Here is a 16,665-nt window from a genome sequence, read left to right on the forward strand (position 1 = left end):
CCTCACACCATGGCGTCACCTCCGGGGCGGGCTTCACCCGGGCTTCACCGGCGCCTCACATCCGCACCATCCCCCGGTGTGCGTTTTGCCCGATTCGCCCGCACCTCCAGTGACACGGCGCACTTTCGGCCACGATTGCGCATGCAATCGGGTCGCGAGGGCATGTGCTCCCGGTCCCCAGTGAGTGACCTGCGTGTGACGCAGGGGCACTGAACAGGAACGGAAGGCAAGGCCGATCATGGCGGACAGACTGGCACCGCAGGCACGGAAGACCATCCACGCGGACGGGGAGTGGCGAGAAGCCGTCTCCGGCGCAACCCGCGAGATCCTCGACCCCGCGGACGCGCTGCCGTTCGCCGTGGTCGCGGAGGGGGACGAGAAGGACACCGATCTGGCGGTCGCGGCGGCCCGTCAGGCGTTCGACCACGGCGACTGGCCCCGCACCCCCGTCGCGGAGCGCGCCGCGCTGCTGCGGCGCGTCGCCGATCTCCTCGTACGCGACCGCGAAGAGCTCGGTCTGCTGGAGAGCCGGGACGCGGGCAAGACCGTGGAGGAGGGCCGGGTCGACATCGACTGTGTCGCGGACGCCTTCCGCTACTTCGCCGACCTCGTCGCCGGTGAGGCGCCCGGCCGGGTCGTCGACGCGGGTTCGCCCGACATCCACAGCGTCGTCGTGCACGAACCCGTGGGCGTGTGCGCGCTGATCACCCCCTGGAACTACCCCCTGCTCCAGGCCAGCTGGAAGATCGCCCCGGCGCTCGCGGCCGGCAACACCTTCGTGGTGAAGCCCAGCGAGATCACCCCCCTGACGACGGTCGCCCTGATCGGCCTGCTGGCCGAGGCGGGCCTGCCCGCCGGAGTCGCCAACATCGTCACCGGCCCCGGCCACACGGTCGGCGCCCGGCTCGCCGAGCACCCCGACGTGGACCTCGTCTCCTTCACCGGCGGCCTGGCCAGCGGCACCAAGGTCGCCCAGGCCGCCGCCCCGAGCGTCAAGAAGGTCGCCCTCGAACTCGGCGGCAAGAACCCCAACGTCGTCTTCGCCGACGCCTGCGCCACCGAGGAGGCCTTCGACACCGCCGTCGACCAGGCCCTCAACGCGGCCTTCATCCACAGCGGCCAGGTCTGCTCGGCGGGCGGCCGGCTGATCATCGAGGAGTCGGTCCGGGACCGCTTCGTCGCGGAGCTCGCCCGCAGGGCGGACCGGATCCGCCTCGGCCGCGGCACCGAGGACGGTGTCGAGTGCGGCCCGCTCGTCTCCGAACAGCAGCGCGCCAAGGTCGAGGCGTACGTCGACTCCGCGCTGAAGGAGGGCGCGGTGCTGCGCTCCGGCGGCAAGCGCCCCGAACCGTCGCCGCAGCGGCCCGAGAACGGCTACTTCTACGAGCCGACCGTCCTCGACCGCTGCCACCGCGAGATGAAGGTCGTCCGGGAAGAGGTGTTCGGGCCGGTCCTCACCGTCGAGACCTTCCGCACCGAGGACGAGGCCGTCGCCCTCGCCAACGACACCGAGTACGGACTCGCGGGTGCCGTGTGGACCGCCGACGCGGGCCGGGCCCGAAGGGTCGCGGGCCGGCTGCGCCACGGCACCGTCTGGATCAACGACTTCCACCCCTACCTCCCCCAGGCCGAGTGGGGCGGCTTCGGCAAGAGCGGAGTCGGCCGCGAACTCGGTCCCGCCGGCCTCGCCGAGTACCGCGAGACCAAGCACGTCTACCAGAACCTCGCGCCGAGGCCCGTCCGCTGGTTCGCCGGCTGACCTCTCTTTCCTCCCTCTCCTCCACCCCCTTTCGCCGGCTCCGGCCCCCGTCCCCGGCCGGACCGGCCCCCACCCCCTGTCGGCCCCGGCCGCCCACCCCCAGCCGCGTCCGGCCCCGAGCCCCTGGAGTGCCCCCATGCCCGAGAACCCCCAGGTGTACGACTATGTCGTGATAGGCGGCGGCACCGCAGGCTCCGTCATCGCCGCCCGTCTCACCGAGAACCCCGACGTCACCGTCGCCGTCATCGAGGGCGGCCCCAGTGACGTCGGCCGTGACGACGTGCTGACCCTGCGCCGCTGGATGGGCCTGCTGGGCGGCGAACTCGACTACGACTACCCGACCACCGAACAGCCGCGCGGGAACTCGCACATCCGGCACAGCCGCGCCCGCGTCCTCGGCGGCTGTTCCTCGCACAACACCCTGATCGCCTTCAAGCCGCTGCCGTCCGACTGGGCGGAGTGGGAGCGGGCCGGCGCCGAGGGCTGGGGCGCGGTGTCGATGGAGGCGTACTACGCCCGGCTCAAGAACAACATCGTCCCGGTCGACGAGAAGGACCGCAACGCCATCGCCCGCGACTTCGTCGACGCCGCGCGCACGGCACTGGACGTCCCCCTGATCGAGGGCTTCAACACCAAGCCGTTCGACGACGGCGTCGGCTTCTTCGACCTCGCCTACCACCCGGAGACCAACAAGCGCTCCTCGGCGTCGGTGGCGTATCTGCACCCGGTGATGGACGAGCGCGCCAACCTGACGCTCCTGCTGGAGACGTGGGCGTACCGGCTGGAGCTGAACGGCACCCGCGCCGAGGGCGTCCACGTGCGCACCAGGGACGGCGAGGAGATCCTGGTCCGGGCCCGCAACGAGGTCGTGCTGTGCGCGGGCGCCGTCGACTCGCCCCGCCTGCTGCTGCACTCCGGCATCGGCCCGAAGGCCGACCTGGAGGCGCTCGGCATCCCGGTCGCGCTCGACCTGCCGGGCGTCGGCGAGAACCTGCTCGACCACCCCGAGTCGGTGATCGTCTGGGAGACCGACGGACCCCTCCCCGAGAACTCCGCGATGGACTCCGACGCGGGCCTGTTCGTGCGCCGCGACCCCGGACACGCGGGCCCCGACCTGATGTTCCACTTCTACCAGATCCCGTTCACGGACAACCCGGAGCGCCTCGGCTACGAACGCCCGCCGTACGGCGTCTCGATGACCCCGAACATCCCCAAGCCGAAGAGCCGTGGACGCCTGTACCTGACCAGCGCCGACCCGTCGGTCAAGCCCGCCCTGGACTTCCGGTACTTCACGGACGAGGACGACTACGACGGCCGTACCCTGGTCGACGGCATCAGGATCGCCCGTGAGATCGCCGCCACCGAGCCGCTCGCCGGCTGGCTCAGGCGCGAGGTGGCCCCGGGGCCGCACGTCACGGGCGACGAGGAACTGAGCGAGTACGCCCGCAAGGTCGCGCACACCGTGTACCACCCGGCCGGCACCTGCCGCATGGGCGCCGCCTCCGACGAACAGGCCGTCGTCGACCCGGAGTTGAGGGTCCGCGGCCTGGACGGCATCCGGATCGCCGACGCCTCCGTCTTCCCTGCCATGCCCGCCGTGAACCCGATGATCGGGGTGCTCATGGTCGGGGAGAAAGCCGCGGACCTGATCGGTGGTGGTGCGTGATGAGTACGCCCGTGTTCTCCGTCGAGGGACTGTGGAAGGTCTTCGGTCCCAAGGCCGACAGCATCCCCGCCGACCCCGAGCTGGCCGCTCTCGCGCCCGCCGAGCTGCGCGCCCGCACCGGCTGCACGGCGGCCGTCCAGGACGTCTCCTTCGACGTGCGCAAGGGCGAGGTCTTCGTCGTCATGGGGCTGTCAGGCTCCGGCAAGTCCACGCTGGTGCGCTGTCTGACCCGGCTGATCGAGCCGACCGCCGGCACCATCGTCATCGACGGCGAGGACGTCCGCTCCATGGACCGGTCCCGGCTGCGCGAACTGCGCCGCCACCGTGCCGCGATGGTCTTCCAGCACTTCGGTCTGCTCCCGCACCGCACGGTCCTCGACAACGTGGCCTACGGCCTGGAGATCCAGGGCCTCGGCAGGTCCGAGCGGCGTGAGCGGGCCGCCCAGGTCGTCCGGAAGGTCGGCCTGGAGGGCATGGAGCAGCGCAGGCCCGGCCAGCTGTCCGGCGGTCAGCGCCAGCGCGTCGGACTGGCCCGCGCGCTCGCCGTCGACCCCGAGGTGCTCCTGTTCGACGAGCCGTTCAGCGCGCTCGACCCGCTGATCCGGCGCGACATGCAGGAGGAGGTCGTGCGGCTGCACCGCGAGGAGGGCCGCACGATGGTGTTCATCACCCACGACCTCAACGAGGCACTGAAGCTCGGTGACCGCATCGCGCTCATGCGCGACGGCCGGGTGGTGCAGCTGGGCACCCCGGAGGAGATCGTGGGCTCCCCGGCCGACGACTACGTCCGCGAGTTCGTCCGGGACGTCCCGCGCGAACAGGTCATGACGGTCCGCACGGCCATGCGCGCCGGGGAGTGCGGCGGCCCGGACCATCCCGGCGCGCTCGCCGCGGACGCGGTGGTCGCGGAGGCCATCAAGGTCGTCGCCGAGAGCCACAAGCCCGCGTGTGTCGTGGAGGACGGCCGGTGTCTGGGGGTTGTCGACCACGAACGGCTCCTGGACGTCGTGGCCGGAACGGAGCTCCACAAGGAGGCGGTCTGATGGCAACGGTCACCGCTCCCGTCCCCCGTATCTCCCTCCCCGGTTTCCTCAGGCACCGCGCGGTCGCCAAGCTCGCGCTGCTGGCGCTGGCCGCCGCGATCCTCGTACCGCTGGCTAACGCCCGCTGGGCGAGCGGCAGCTGGCCCGGCGCGCTCACCGTCGACCTCACCGAGCCGCTGTCCAGGACCAGCGACTGGATCATCGACCACCGCGACAGCCACCCGCTGTTCCTCTACTTCTTCGGCTACGTCAGCAACGCGGTCGTGCTCTCCGTGCGCGCCGTGTACCTGGTGCTGCTCGGCATCGGCTGGGCCGGGGTCACCGCCGTCGCCGGGCTGGTCGCCTGGCGGGCCGCCGGGGTCCGGATGGCCCTCGGCACCGGTGCCGCGTTCCTGGCCTGCGGCCTGCTCGGCATGTGGGTGCCGACCATGCAGACGCTCGCGCTGATGGCCGTGGCCGTGCTCACGTCGGTCGTCGTGGGCGCACTGCTGGGGCTCGCCGCCGGGCTGTCCGACCGGATGGACCGCGTCCTGCGGCCGGTCCTGGACACCATGCAGGTGCTGCCCGCGTTCGCCTACCTCCTGCCCGTGGTCCTGGTCTTCGGCATCGGCGTCCCCGCGGCCGTTCTCGCCACCGTCGTCTACGCCGCCCCGCCGATGGCCCGCCTCACCGCGCTCGGCCTGCGCGGCGCCGACAAGGAGGTGCTGGAAGCGGTCGAGTCACTCGGCTCCACCGCCCGCCAGCGGCTGCTGACCGCCCGTATCCCGCTGGCCCGCAAGGAACTCCTGCTCGGCCTCAACCAGACGATCATGATGGCGCTGTCCATGGCGGTCATCGCGTCGGTGATCGGCGCCGGCGGCCTCGGTGACCGCGTCTACCAGGCGCTGGCCTCGGTCGACGTGGGCGCCGCGCTCGCCGCCGGAATCCCGATCGTGCTCCTCGCGGTCGTCCTGGACCGGATCACCGGCGCCGCCGGAGACGGTGCCGCGGACTCCGGGCGCACCCCGCGCCAGGGGCGCCTGGCGTGGGCGTACGCGCTCGGCGCCGCCGTCGCCGTGGCGGTGGCCGGACGTCTGGCGGGCCGTCTCGACTGGCCCGACGCGTGGACGCTGAACATCGCCGAGCCGGTCAACCGGGCCGTCGACTGGATGACCGCCCACCTGTACTCCGGCGTCCCGGTCGTGGGCGGCACCGCCGACTGGGCGGGCCACTTCACCACCTGGGTCCTCGACCCGATCCGGGACGGCCTGCAAGGGCTGCCCTGGTGGTCGGTGCTGCTGATCGTCGCCACCCTCGCCTGGCTGATCGGCACCTGGCGCACCGCGCTCACCGCCGTCCTCGCGATGGCCGCGATCGGTGTGCTCGGCGTGTGGAAGCCGTCCCTGGACACGCTGTCCCAGGTCCTGGCGGCGGTCGCCGTCACCCTCGTCCTGGGCCTCGCGACCGGCATCGTGGCGGCCCGCAACGAGCGCTTCGAGAGGGTGCTGCGGCCCGTCCTGGACGTCTGCCAGACCATGCCGCAGTTCGTGTACCTGATCCCGGTCGTCGCCCTGTTCGGCGTGGGCCGCGCCCCGGCCGTGGCCGCCGCCGTGGTCTACGCGCTGCCCGCCGTCGTCCGCATCACCACGCAGGGCCTGCGCCAGGTCGACCCGGCCGCCATGGAGTCGGCGCGCTCGCTCGGCGCCACCAGCGGCCAGCAGTTGCGGCAGGTCCAGCTCCCGCTCGCCCGCCCCGCCCTGCTGCTCGCCGTCAACCAGGGCGTCGTCCTGGTCCTCGCCGTCGTCATCATCGGCGGCCTGGTCGGCGGCGGGGCGCTCGGCTACGACGTCGTCTTCGGCCTCGCCCAGGGCGACCTGGCGACCGGTCTGGTGGCCGGCGCGGCGATCGTCTGCCTCGGCCTGATGCTCGACCGGGTGACCCAGCCGACGGAACGCCGCCCGAAGAAGGGAGCGTGACATGCGAGTCCGTACGACTGCCGCAGCGGGCGCGCTGTTGCTGCTGACCGGGTGCGGCGCCGCCGACATGACCCAGCAGGCCTCGCCGTTCGCGGGCGCCCAGGGCGCGCGGACCGTGACCCTGTCCACCCAGTCCTGGGTGGGCGCGCAGGCCAACGTCGCCGTCGCGCAGTACCTCCTGGAGCACGAGCTCGGCTACCGCGTCGACACCGTCCAGGTCGACGAGGTGCCCGCCTGGGACGCGCTCAGCCAGGGCCGGGTCGACGCGATCCTGGAGGACTGGGGCCACCCGGAGCAGGAACAGCGCTACGTCACCGACAAGAAGACGATCACCCGGGCCGGCGACCTCGGCGTGACCGGGCACATCGGCTGGTACGTCCCGACGTACTTCGCCAAGCAGCACCCGGACGTCACGAACTGGAAGAACCTCAACAAGTACGCCGACCGGTTCCGCACCGCGGAGAGCGGCGGCAAGGGCCAGCTGATGGACGGCTCGCCGTCCTACGTCACCAACGACCAGGCGCTGGTGAAGAACCTGAAGCTGGACTACCAGGTGGTCTTCGCCGGTTCGGAAGCCGCCCAGATCACGCAGATGCAGCAGTTCGCGAAGGAGAAGAAGCCCTTCCTCACGTACTGGTACTCCCCACAGTGGCTCTTCAAGAAGATCCCCATGACGGAGGTGAAGCTGCCCGCCTACAAGGAGGGCTGCGACGCCGATCCGGAGAAGGTCGCCTGCGCCTATCCGCACACCCCGCTTCAGAAGTACCTGAACACGGACTTCGCGAAGAGCGGCGGCAAGGCGGCGGCCCTGCTGAAGAAGTTCAGGTGGACGACCGAGGACCAGAACGAGGTCTCCCTGATGATCGCCGACCAGAAGCTGTCACCGGAGGAGGCGGCGAAGAAGTGGGTGGACGGCCACGAGTCCACCTGGAGGACGTGGCTGTCCTGACCCGCCGGGAGTGCTCCGTACGGCATCCCCGGCGTCAGCCGCGCGGCGAACTCGTCGAGTGCCGCAGCTGTGCGGCGATCTCCTCGAGGGCCGCCGTGGCCCGGCGTTGCAGCCCGGGTCCGAACGTGACGCGGGTGGCCCCGAGTTCACCGAGCGCGGTGGGCGAGGGGCCCTCGCCGTCCAGCGTGGCGAACACGTTCAGCGGGCCCTGGATCCCGGACCGCAGCAGCGGCAGCACGGTCGTCGGGGCGCCGATCGGATAGACGCAGTCGGCGCCCGCGGCGACGTACAGCGCGGCCCGCTCGATGGTCTGTCCGGGGTCGGTGACGCCACGGACGAAGGTGTCGATCCGCGCGTTCACGAACAGCCCGTCGGCGGCCACGGACCGCACCTCGGCCAGCCAGTCGGCGTGGGCCCGCGGGTCCTTGAGGACGCCTTGGTCGGAGTCCTCCAGGTTGCAGCCCACGGCACCCGCCTCCCACAGCCGCTCGACCAGCTCCTTCGGCGGCAGGCCGTATCCGCCCTCCACATCGGCCGACACGGGCACGTCCACCGCCCGGGTGATCCGGGCGACCGCCGCGAACATCTCGTCGGCCGGGGTCGCCCCGTCCTCGTACCCGAGCGAGGCGGCGACGCCCGCGCTGGGCGTGGCGAGTGCCGGGAAACCCGCCTCGGCGCACGCCCGGGCACTGGCCGCGTCCCACGGGCCGGGCAGGACGAGCGGGTCACCGGGGACCCGGCCGTGGTGCAGGGCCCGGAACGTCTCGGCCTTGTTCATGGTGTGTGTCCCCCTGGCGGGATCCGGCGCGAGACAGCCGGTTCCAGTTGTTGACGGCGACGAGCAGGCAGGGTCATGTGCGGTGTCCGCGTGGTCACGTGTACTGCCCCGGCTCGTAGTGGCCCGGCACGAGCCGGCAGGTCACCCCGAACCGGTTCCACGCGTTGATCACCGTGATCGCGGCGATCAGCTGGGCCAGCTCGGGCTCCTCGAAGTGCTGGGCGGCCCGCTCGTACACGGCGTCCGGGACGAAGCCTTCCGTCAGGACGGTCACCGCCTCCGTCAGCGCCAGCGCCGCCAGCTCCTTCTCGGTGTAGAAGTGCTCCGACTCCTCCCAGGCGCTGAGCTGGACGATCCGTTCGACGCTCTCGCCGCCCGCGAGCGCGTCCTTGCTGTGCATGTCGACGCAGAGCGCGCAGCGGTTGATCTGCGAGGCGCGGATCTTCACCAGCTCCAGCAGTTTCGGATCCAGGCCCGTCCGGGCGGCCGCGTCCAGCCGGAGCATCGCCTTGAAGACCTCGGGGGCGTGCTCGGCCCAGTTGAGCCGGGGGGTGTGCGCGGGGGCGTACTCCATGGACGCCGTGGCGGTGCCGCTGTTCGTCGTCGTCATGTCCTCGACCCTAGGAGCGAAGCTGCCCAGGGGTATGGTCCACTTCCATGCCGAAACCGTGGGCCACTCTGGGGGTCGACCTCCATCTCGAACCGAGCGGTCCGGGCCTGCGCCGGGGCCTGACCGCCGCCCTGCGCGAGGCCGTGCGCACCGGCCGCCTCGCCCCCGGCACCCGGCTGCCGTCCTCCCGCGCGCTCGCCGCCGACCTGGGCGTCGCCCGCAACACGGTCGCCGACGCCTACGCCGACCTGGTCGCCGAGGGCTGGCTCACCGCCCGGCAGGGCTCGGGTACGAGCGTGGCGACGGGTCTGCCTGCCCCGCCTCCCGGGCTGTGGGGGAGCCCGCCTCCCGGGCCGTCGCGGTCGAGTCCGGCTTCGCGGGAGTGGGGGAGCGGGGCTTCCGGTTCGCGGGGGAGTTCGGCATCGGTGTCGCGGGAACGCCCGGTTTCCGGGGCGCGGGAACGCCCGGTTTCCGGGGCGTGGGGAACGCCTGCCCCCGGGTCGGTGGGGAGCCCGGCTTCCGGTGCGCGGGGAACGCCTGCTTCCGGGGAATGGGAAAACCCGGCTCTCGGGTCGCCGGCTTTCGGGTCGCGAGGAACGCCTGCTTCCGGGTCGGTGGGAAGCGGGGCTTCCGGTTCGCGGGGGCATTCGGCCTCCGGGCCGTGGGCGAGCCCGTCGGCCCGGTCGTCCGCGGGTCCGGCACCCGGTGGCCGGCCACCCGGTGGACAGCCACCCGGTGGACGGCCACCGTCCCGTCCGGCGTACGACCTCGTCCCCGGCTCTCCGGACCTGTCCGCCTTCCCTCGCACGGCCTGGCTCAAGGCGGCCCGCCGCGCGCTGGCGGTCGCCCCGTACGACGCCCTCGGCTACGGCGATCCGCGCGGCCGGGTGGAGCTGCGCACCGCTCTGGCCGGCTACCTGGCGCGGGCCCGGGGCGTGCGCACGCACCCGGACGGCATCGTGATCTGCTCCGGCTTCGCGCACGGGCTGATGCTGCTCGGCCAGGTGCTGCGGGAACGCGGGCTCACGACCCTGGCCGTGGAGTCGTACGGCCTCGACGCGCACTGGCAGCTGCTGGAACGGGCCGGGCTGCGCACGATGCCGCTGGGACTCGACGAACTCGGCACCCGCACCGACGAAGTGGGCGCCGAGGAGCGGGCCGTCCTCCTCACACCCGCCCACCAGTTCCCGATGGGCGGCGCCCTGCACCCCGACCGGCGGGCGGCAGTGGTGGACTGGGCGCGGCGCGGCGACGGACTGATCGTCGAGGACGACTACGACGGGGAGTTCCGCTACGACCGCCGGCCGGTGGGCGCCCTCCAGGGCCTCGACCCGGACCACGTCGTCTACCTGGGCACCGCCAGCAAGTCACTGGCCCCGGGCCTGCGTCTGGGCTGGCTGGTCGTGCCGCCGTCGCTCGCCGCGGAGGTCGTCGCCGCCAAGGGCGGCGTGGACTGGTCGTGCGGAGTGCTGGACCAGCTGACCCTGGCGGAGTTCATCACCTCCGGCGCCTACGACCGCCACGTCCGCTCGGCCCGCCTCCACTACCGGCGCCGCCGGGACACGCTGGTGGCGGCGCTCGCCCGGCGGGCCCCGCACATCCACGCCACCGGCATCGCGGCCGGCCTGCACGTGGTGCTGCGGCTCCCGCCGGGCACCGAACCGGCGGCCCTGCGGGCGGCGGCCTGGCAGGGGCTGGCGGTGCACGGGCTGCACCGCTACCGGCACCCGGAGGCGACCGTGGAACGGCCGGACGCGCTGGTGGTGGGCTACGGAACCCCGCCCGACCACGCATGGTCGGCGGCGCTGGACGCACTGTGCGCGGCGCTCCCCGAGTAGCCGGTCGGCCACCGGACACGAAGTGCCCGCCGGGGGAGGGGGAGCACACGGCCCCTCCGTGACCGGGTACCCGGCACACCCTCCGGGACCGGGCACCCGGCGCGCCCTCCGGGACCGGGCACCCGGCGCGCCCTCCGGGACCAGGCACCCGGCGCGCCCTTTGGGATCAGGCACCTGGCGCGCGCCCTCCGGGACCGGCACCTGGCGCGCGCCCTCCGGGACCGGCACCGCACCCTCCGGGACCAGGCACCCGGCGCGCCCTCCGGGACCGGGCACCTGGCGTCTCCGGGACCAGGCACCCGGCGCACCGGCACCGCACCCTCCGGGACCAGGCACCTGGCGCGCGCCCTCCGGGACCGACACCCCGCACCCTCCGCGCTCCCGCCCCGGCTGGGCATGCCGCCCAAGCGGCGTCTCCCGCGCCCGCCGGGCCGGGCACCGTCTCAGCTGCCCCCTGCCACCCCGTTCCCGGGCACGTCCAGGACGGCACGCAGCTGGTCGAGTCCCCAGTCCAGGTCCTCCTTGGAGACGACCAGGGGCGGCGCGATCCGGAGCGTCGGTCCCCGCGTGTCCTTCACCAGCACACCCCGCTCCATCAGCCTCTCGGACACCTCCCGGCCCGTGCCGTGCTCCGGAGCGATGTCGACACCCGCCCACAGCCCGCGCCCCCGCACCGCCGTCAGGCGGCCCGTGCCGGCCAGCACCCTCAGCTCCCGCAGCAGATGGTCGCCCAGCTCCGCGGCCCGCGCCTGGTACTCGCCCGAGCGCAGCATCGCGATCACCTCCAGCGCCACCGCGCAGGACAGCGGATTGCCACCGAACGTCGACCCGTGCTCCCCGGGCCGGAACACCCCGAGCACCTCGGCGCCCGCCACCACCGCCGACACCGGCACCACCCCGCCGCCGAGCGCCTTCCCCAGCACATAGACGTCCGGCACCACCCCCTCGTGCTCACATGCGAACGTCCGCCCCGTCCGCCCCAGCCCCGACTGGATCTCGTCCGCCACGAACAGCACGTTCCGCTCGCGCGTCAGCTCCCGCACCCCCGCCAGATAGCCGGCCGGGGGCACCAGCACGCCCGCCTCCCCCTGGATCGGTTCGATCAGCACGGCGACCGTGTTGTCGGTCACCGCCGCCCGCATCGCCGTCAGATCCCCGTACGGCACGATCTCGAAGCCCGGGGTGTACGGCCCGAAGTCCGCCCGCGCCTCCGGATCGGTGGAGAAGCTGATGACGGTCGTGGTCCGCCCGTGGAAGTTGCCCCCGGCGACCACGATCTCCGCCCGCTCCGCCGGCACCCCCTTGACCCGGTACCCCCACTTCCGGGCCGTCTTCACGGCCGCCTCCACCGCCTCCGCGCCGGTGTTCATCGGCAGCACCATCTCCATGCCGCACAGTTCGGCGAGCTCGGAGCAGAACGCGGCGAACCGGTCGTGGTGGAACGCCCGGGACGTCAGCGTCACCCGCTCCAGCTGCGCCTTCGCCGCCGCCACGAGCCGCCGGTTGCCGTGGCCGAAGTTCAGCGCCGAGTAACCCGCCAGCAGATCCAGATACCGCCGTCCTTCCACGTCCGTCATCCACGCGCCGTCGGCCGTGGCGACCACCACCGGCAGCGGATGGTAGGTGTGCGCGCTGTGGGCATCGGCCGTGGTGATGAGCGCTTCCGTCGTGGTCACGGGACCTCCCGGGTTCAGGCTGCCCCCCTTTCCTATCGTCGCTCGCATGGTGGACGCGGGACCTTGGCCCCGGGACGCGCCCGGTAGGCTGACCGGCAGGCCGTGACTGGCGCGCTGGGATGGGACGGACCATCGGGGAGCGGCCTGTGGACGAGTGCCGTGCGCCTGGGCCGAACCGTGAACCGTGACCGTGTCAAGCCACGCCGCCCGGAGGCCGCCATGTCAGAGCAGCAGCCCCTCTCCCACGAGTCCACCGCGTTCCGCGCGGCCCTCGACGTGATCCGCGCCGTCGAACCGCGCGTCGCCGACGCCATCGGCCAGGAGGTCGCCGACCAGCGCGAGATGCTCAAGCTGATCGCCTCCGAGAACTACGCCTCCCCGGCCACCCTCCTGGCGATGGGCAACTGGTTCAGCGACAAGTACGCCGAGGGCACCATCGGCCGCCGCTTCTACGCCGGCTGCCGCAACGTCGACACCGTCGAGTCCCTCGCCGCCGAGCACGCCCGCGAGCTCTTCGGCGCCCGGCACGCCTACGTCCAGCCGCACTCCGGCATCGACGCCAACCTCGTCGCCTTCTGGTCCGTCCTCGCCGCCCGCGTCGAGGCCCCCGCCCTGGAGAAGGCCGGTGTCCGCCAGATCAACGACCTCTCCGACGCCGACTGGGCCGAGCTCCGCCAGGCCTTCGGCAACCAGCGCATGCTCGGCATGTCGCTGGACGCCGGCGGCCACCTCACCCACGGCTTCCGCCCGAACATCTCCGGCAAGATGTTCGACCAGCGTTCCTATGGCACCGACCCCGCCACGGGTCTGATCGACTACGACGCGCTGCGGGTGTCGGCCCGCGAGTTCAAGCCGCTCATCATCGTCGCCGGTTACTCCGCCTACCCCCGTCTCGTGAACTTCCGCGTCATGCGCGAGATCGCCGACGAGGTGGGGGCGACCCTGATGGTCGACATGGCGCACTTCGCCGGTCTGGTCGCGGGCAAGGTACTGACCGGCGACTTCGACCCGGTCCCGCACGCCCAGATCGTCACCACCACCACCCACAAGTCGCTGCGCGGCCCCCGTGGTGGCATGGTCCTGTGCGACGACTCCCTCAAGGACCAGGTCGACCGCGGTTGTCCGATGGTCCTCGGCGGCCCGCTCCCGCACGTCATGGCCGCCAAGGCCGTCGCCCTGGCCGAAGCCCGCCGGCCCTCCTTCCAGGACTACGCCCAGCGCATCGTCGACAACTCCCGGGCCCTCGCCGAGGGCCTGATGCGCCGCGGCGCCACCCTCGTCACCGGCGGCACCGACAACCACCTCAACCTGATCGACGTCGCCTCGTCCTACGGCCTCACCGGCCGCCAGGCCGAGGCCGCCCTGCTCGACTCGGGCATCGTCACCAACCGCAACGCCATCCCCGCCGACCCCAACGGCGCCTGGTACACCTCCGGTATCCGCATCGGCACCCCCGCCCTGACCACCCGCGGTCTCGGCACCGCCGAGATGGACGAGGTCGCCGGCCTCATCGACCGCGTCCTGACCACCACGGAGCCCGGCACCACCAGCAAGGGCGCCCCCTCCAAGGCCCAGCACATCCTCGACCCGAAGATCGCGGACGAGATCTCCCGCCGCGCCACCGACCTGGTCGCCGGCTTCCCGCTGTACCCGGAGATCGACCTCGGCTGACCCCGCATCCGACCGACGGCCTGACCCGCCCCGGCGGTGCCGTGCGGTGCGGTGCGGAGATCGATCAGCTTCCGACATGGCTTCCCCCTCTCGGCGGTCCGGCACCCGGCCGGGCCGCCGCGTGGCGTATCAGGAGCGGCCCGCCGCGTGGCGTATCCGGAGCGACCCGCCGACCTCGGTCGCCCTCCGAGGCGAGTGCCGGAAGACGCGCCGGACACCGTCCGCCTCCGGCCAGGGCCGTTCCGTTCCAGCCGCTCCCGCCCGTCCAACCCGCCCCCGCTCTCACACGTCCCGCAGCTCCTGCCTCGGCCCCCGCTCCCGGCGCGGTCGGTCCCGGCCCACCCGCGCGATCAGCGGGCGCAGGGCCAGCGCCATGACGGCCCCGGCAGCCGCGCCGGGCAGCGCCCACCACCAGCCGGTGCCGTCGTCCGTCCCCGGTGCGCCGGTCCGCAGCGTGGCCGCATCCGCACCGGGGGCGGGCGCGGCCGAGGCCTCTGACGCCCAGGGTCCCGGGAAGATTCCGGTATACCCGTCACCGGAGACCGTGCCGTCCAGCACGCCCAGCTTCGTGAACAGGGCATGCAGCGCCGCGGGGTGCTCGGCACGGTGCCAGGAGCCGTTCATGGACTCGGGCACGTCGGTCGCCGTGTGGATCCAGACGGCCTCGCGGCGGGACTCCCCGACGAAGACCCGGTCCAGCCGCCAGGGCGCTATGTCGTGCGCCAGCCAGGTCACGTTGAGGGGACGGACACGGGTCAGACCGGCCTCGGGGGGCTTGTCGCGACTGCCCGCGTTCATCGGGCCGAGCAGGCGCTGCAACTCCGCGTACTCCTTGTCGGAGTGGTACAGCGCATGTGCCTCGCCGCTCGCCGGAGAGGTCACCAGCACACTGGTGGGCCCTCCGGCCGCGGCGGACGACGCGCCCCACAGCGTCAGGGCGAACATCACCGCCAACGACCCGATGAGCGCGGTCGGTTCACGCCTCTTGCCACGCCAACCACACATCGCGTCCCCCAGCCAGCCGGTCCGTGCGGCCCGTCCGTGAGCCGCGTGTCACTTCTGGTACACCGCCCGGCCCGCCGGGGTTCCCACTCCGCGCGCACTATCTCGGGGACTTCTCCGGGGACGCCGAAGGCCATCGGCCCGCCGACCGCGCGATCTCCACCGCCCGCGCCTTCGAGGCCACCCCTTCCAGCCGGAGCGTCACGTTCTCGCCGCCCGCGCCGTGGGTCCACAGCAGCGTCGGTCCCGCCGTCCGTTCCTCGCGTGTGTAACGGTCACCGTCCGCCCCCAGCAGCCAGAACGTCAGCAGATGCGGCCGGGGGAACCACAGCGCGGGATCGGCCAGGCCGTCGGCGGACGGCGCGGTGCCCAGCCCCACCCACTCCGGCTGCTCGCGCACGGCCTTCGTGAACGCGATGTCCAGGCGCGCCGCGAACTGGTCCAGCCGGATCACCCGCCCCCGCTCGTGCCAGCACAGGCTCACCAGGAACCGCCCCCGCGGTTCGTCGGTCACCGTCACCGCGTCCGGCGTGCCCAGTGCCCGCGGGACCAGCGGTTCGAACCCGGCCCGTCGCCCGGCCTGCGCGAGCGACAGCGACCGCCCGCAGCCGGGCACCTCGGCACCCGGCGACGGCACGGCCGACGGGTCGTACCGCACCTCGACCCCGCCGAAGTCGAACCAGTCGAGGACCGCGGCCCGCACCGGGGGCGTGAGGGCGAGCAACGCCAGCAGACCGCACAGTGTCGCGGTCAGCGAGCGCCACCGTGCCCGTGTCCAGTACCGGGCCGCCCGCAGCCGCTCACCCGCCGCCGCCTCCGACGGCTCGGCCACCGGTGCCGCACCGTGCTCGGCGAGTATCCGCTCCAGCACCCGCTCGACCATCGTCTCGGACCCGGTGGCGCCGGGCGGATCCAGGGAACGCCCCAGCGCCCGCAGCTCCTCCGGCAGCCCGGCGGGGACCCCTGCGGAGCCGGAGCCGACGGCCTCACCGCCGCCCTCACCGGGCTTGCGCCCGTGCTCCCGGTCCTCCTCCCGGTCCTCCTCCCGGTCCCTCTCCCGGTCCTCACTCACGCTCCTCACCCCCTTCCCGAGGCCGGCAGTCCGGCAGCAGCCGTCCCAGTTTGCGCAGCGCGCGGTTGAGCCGGGACTTCACCGTCCCCCGGGGCCAGCCGAGGGCCTGGGCCGTCTCGAACTCGTCCATCTCCAGCAGATAGCGGTAGGTGACGACCAGGCGGTGGTCCTCGCTCAGCTTCTCCAGGGCGGCCAGCAGGGCCGCGCGGCGCTCCGACTCCAGTGTGGCCACCGCCGGATCCGCCGATTCCGGTATCAGCGGCTCCGCCTCCGCGAACGCCGCCTCACGGCCGGCGAGCGTGCGCTGACGCGCCGCCGTCCGCACTGTGTTCCTCGTCTCATTGGCCACGATCGACAACAGCCACGGCTTGAACGACGCGCCGTCCTTGAACCGGCCCAGCGAGCAGTACGCCTTGACGAAGGCCTGCTGCACCACGTCCTCCGCGTCCGCCCCCGCCCCGAGCGCGGCGGCGGCCCTGAGCGCGATGCCCGTATGGGCTCGCACCAGGTCCGCGTACGCCTCCGGCTCTCCGGCGCGTACGCGTGCGATCACCGCGGCCTCATCGACGATGCGGCCCCCCTCCCGCGTCCTCACACTCTTGGTACACCGCTCGCGACCGTTCGGTTCCCACCCGTGTCGCATCTG

13 protein-coding genes, 1 pseudogene and 1 riboswitch are annotated in these 16,665 nt (G+C 73.1%); of the genes and pseudogenes, 8 read left to right on the forward strand and 6 right to left on the reverse strand.

Translation table 11 applies throughout. The features are described 5' to 3' along the window. Positions 1-238: 238 nt before the first annotated feature. The 5 genes from QQS16_RS25470 to QQS16_RS25490 all read left to right on the forward strand — a co-directional run bounded on the left by QQS16_RS25470 (position 239) and on the right by QQS16_RS25490 (position 7,372). On the forward strand, positions 239-1,759 hold the full coding sequence (locus QQS16_RS25470; RefSeq protein WP_286064178.1) for an aldehyde dehydrogenase family protein: 1,521 nt from the start codon (positions 239-241) through the stop codon (positions 1,757-1,759). 136 nt (positions 1,760-1,895) lie between these two features. After that, on the forward strand, positions 1,896-3,425 hold the full coding sequence (locus QQS16_RS25475) for a GMC family oxidoreductase (RefSeq protein WP_286064179.1): 1,530 nt from the start codon (positions 1,896-1,898) through the stop codon (positions 3,423-3,425). Further along, positions 3,425-4,468, forward strand: coding sequence for a quaternary amine ABC transporter ATP-binding protein (locus QQS16_RS25480; protein ID WP_286064180.1), 1,044 nt, complete (start codon positions 3,425-3,427; stop codon positions 4,466-4,468). The genes QQS16_RS25475 and QQS16_RS25480 overlap by 1 nt, the downstream gene beginning before the upstream one ends. Next, the gene (locus QQS16_RS25485; protein ID WP_286064181.1) at positions 4,468-6,423 is read left to right on the forward strand and encodes an ABC transporter permease; all 1,956 of its coding nucleotides are present in this window, start codon (positions 4,468-4,470) and stop codon (positions 6,421-6,423) included. Before QQS16_RS25480 ends, QQS16_RS25485 begins: the two co-directional genes overlap by 1 nt. Before the next feature lies 1 nt (position 6,424). Next, positions 6,425-7,372 (forward strand): ABC transporter substrate-binding protein, encoded by a 948-nt coding sequence (locus QQS16_RS25490; protein ID WP_286064182.1) that lies wholly within the window; start codon positions 6,425-6,427, stop codon positions 7,370-7,372. A 34-nt stretch (positions 7,373-7,406) separates the two neighbouring features. Here the strand turns inward: QQS16_RS25490 and QQS16_RS25495 are convergent, their stop codons facing one another. Together QQS16_RS25495 and QQS16_RS25500 are read right to left on the reverse strand one after the other, a co-directional pair. Further along, a complete protein-coding gene (locus QQS16_RS25495) occupies positions 7,407-8,150 on the reverse strand; it encodes an isocitrate lyase/PEP mutase family protein (protein ID WP_286064183.1) in 744 nt (247 codons plus the stop codon). A gap of 94 nt (positions 8,151-8,244) precedes the next feature. Further along, positions 8,245-8,760 (reverse strand): carboxymuconolactone decarboxylase family protein, encoded by a 516-nt coding sequence (locus tag QQS16_RS25500; protein ID WP_286064184.1) that lies wholly within the window; start codon positions 8,758-8,760, stop codon positions 8,245-8,247. 47 nt (positions 8,761-8,807) lie between these two features. Between QQS16_RS25500 and QQS16_RS44020 the strand changes: the two are divergent. Together QQS16_RS44020 and QQS16_RS25505 are read left to right on the forward strand one after the other, a co-directional pair. Then, positions 8,808-9,047 (forward strand): annotated as a pseudogene (locus QQS16_RS44020) (GntR family transcriptional regulator); the annotation flags it as partial. A gap of 42 nt (positions 9,048-9,089) precedes the next feature. After that, positions 9,090-10,598, forward strand: coding sequence for an aminotransferase-like domain-containing protein (locus QQS16_RS25505; protein WP_502963925.1), 1,509 nt, complete (start codon positions 9,090-9,092; stop codon positions 10,596-10,598). A gap of 443 nt (positions 10,599-11,041) precedes the next feature. Here the strand turns inward: QQS16_RS25505 and rocD are convergent, their stop codons facing one another. Then, entirely contained in the window at positions 11,042-12,274 is a 1,233-nt protein-coding gene (rocD, locus tag QQS16_RS25510; protein WP_286064186.1) for an ornithine--oxo-acid transaminase, read from the reverse strand. 92 nt (positions 12,275-12,366) lie between these two features. Beyond that, a riboswitch (ZMP/ZTP riboswitch) is annotated at positions 12,367-12,452 on the forward strand. 41 nt (positions 12,453-12,493) lie between these two features. On the opposite strand from rocD, the gene QQS16_RS25515 reads away from it, so the two are divergent. After that, positions 12,494-13,945, forward strand: coding sequence for a glycine hydroxymethyltransferase (locus QQS16_RS25515; RefSeq protein ID WP_286064187.1), 1,452 nt, complete (start codon positions 12,494-12,496; stop codon positions 13,943-13,945). 282 nt (positions 13,946-14,227) lie between these two features. Here QQS16_RS25515 and QQS16_RS25520 read toward each other — a convergent pair whose 3' ends face one another. The 3 genes from QQS16_RS25520 to QQS16_RS25530 form a co-directional block, all read right to left on the reverse strand. Further along, positions 14,228-14,950: a hypothetical protein gene (locus tag QQS16_RS25520; RefSeq protein ID WP_286064188.1), complete on the reverse strand. Its 723-nt coding sequence runs from the start codon at positions 14,948-14,950 to the stop codon at positions 14,228-14,230. 97 nt (positions 14,951-15,047) lie between these two features. Beyond that, entirely contained in the window at positions 15,048-16,028 is a 981-nt protein-coding gene (locus QQS16_RS25525; protein WP_502963840.1) for a hypothetical protein, read from the reverse strand. Next, entirely contained in the window at positions 16,012-16,572 is a 561-nt protein-coding gene (locus tag QQS16_RS25530) for an RNA polymerase sigma factor (RefSeq protein ID WP_286064189.1), read from the reverse strand. The genes QQS16_RS25525 and QQS16_RS25530 overlap by 17 nt, the downstream gene beginning before the upstream one ends. Positions 16,573-16,665 lie beyond the last annotated feature (93 nt).

Source organism: Streptomyces sp. ALI-76-A (assembly GCF_030287445.1).
Lineage (GTDB): Bacteria > Actinomycetota > Actinomycetes > Streptomycetales > Streptomycetaceae > Streptomyces.

Excerpts from the sequence above, each read along its gene's own strand:
- QQS16_RS25485 (WP_286064181.1), top strand. The coding sequence starts at position 4,468 with ATGGCAACGGTCACCGCTCCCGTCCCCCGTATCTCCCTCCCCGGTTTC.
- QQS16_RS25495 (WP_286064183.1), bottom strand. The coding sequence starts at position 8,150 with ATGAACAAGGCCGAGACGTTCCGGGCCCTGCACCACGGCCGGGTCCCC.
- QQS16_RS25500 (WP_286064184.1), bottom strand. The coding sequence starts at position 8,760 with ATGACGACGACGAACAGCGGCACCGCCACGGCGTCCATGGAGTACGCC.
- QQS16_RS25475 (WP_286064179.1), top strand. The coding sequence starts at position 1,896 with ATGCCCGAGAACCCCCAGGTGTACGACTATGTCGTGATAGGCGGCGGC.
- QQS16_RS25480 (WP_286064180.1), top strand. The coding sequence starts at position 3,425 with ATGAGTACGCCCGTGTTCTCCGTCGAGGGACTGTGGAAGGTCTTCGGT.
- QQS16_RS25470 (WP_286064178.1), top strand. The coding sequence starts at position 239 with ATGGCGGACAGACTGGCACCGCAGGCACGGAAGACCATCCACGCGGAC.
- QQS16_RS25520 (WP_286064188.1), bottom strand. The coding sequence starts at position 14,950 with ATGTGTGGTTGGCGTGGCAAGAGGCGTGAACCGACCGCGCTCATCGGG.
- QQS16_RS25490 (WP_286064182.1), top strand. The coding sequence starts at position 6,425 with ATGCGAGTCCGTACGACTGCCGCAGCGGGCGCGCTGTTGCTGCTGACC.
- QQS16_RS25515 (WP_286064187.1), top strand. The coding sequence starts at position 12,494 with ATGTCAGAGCAGCAGCCCCTCTCCCACGAGTCCACCGCGTTCCGCGCG.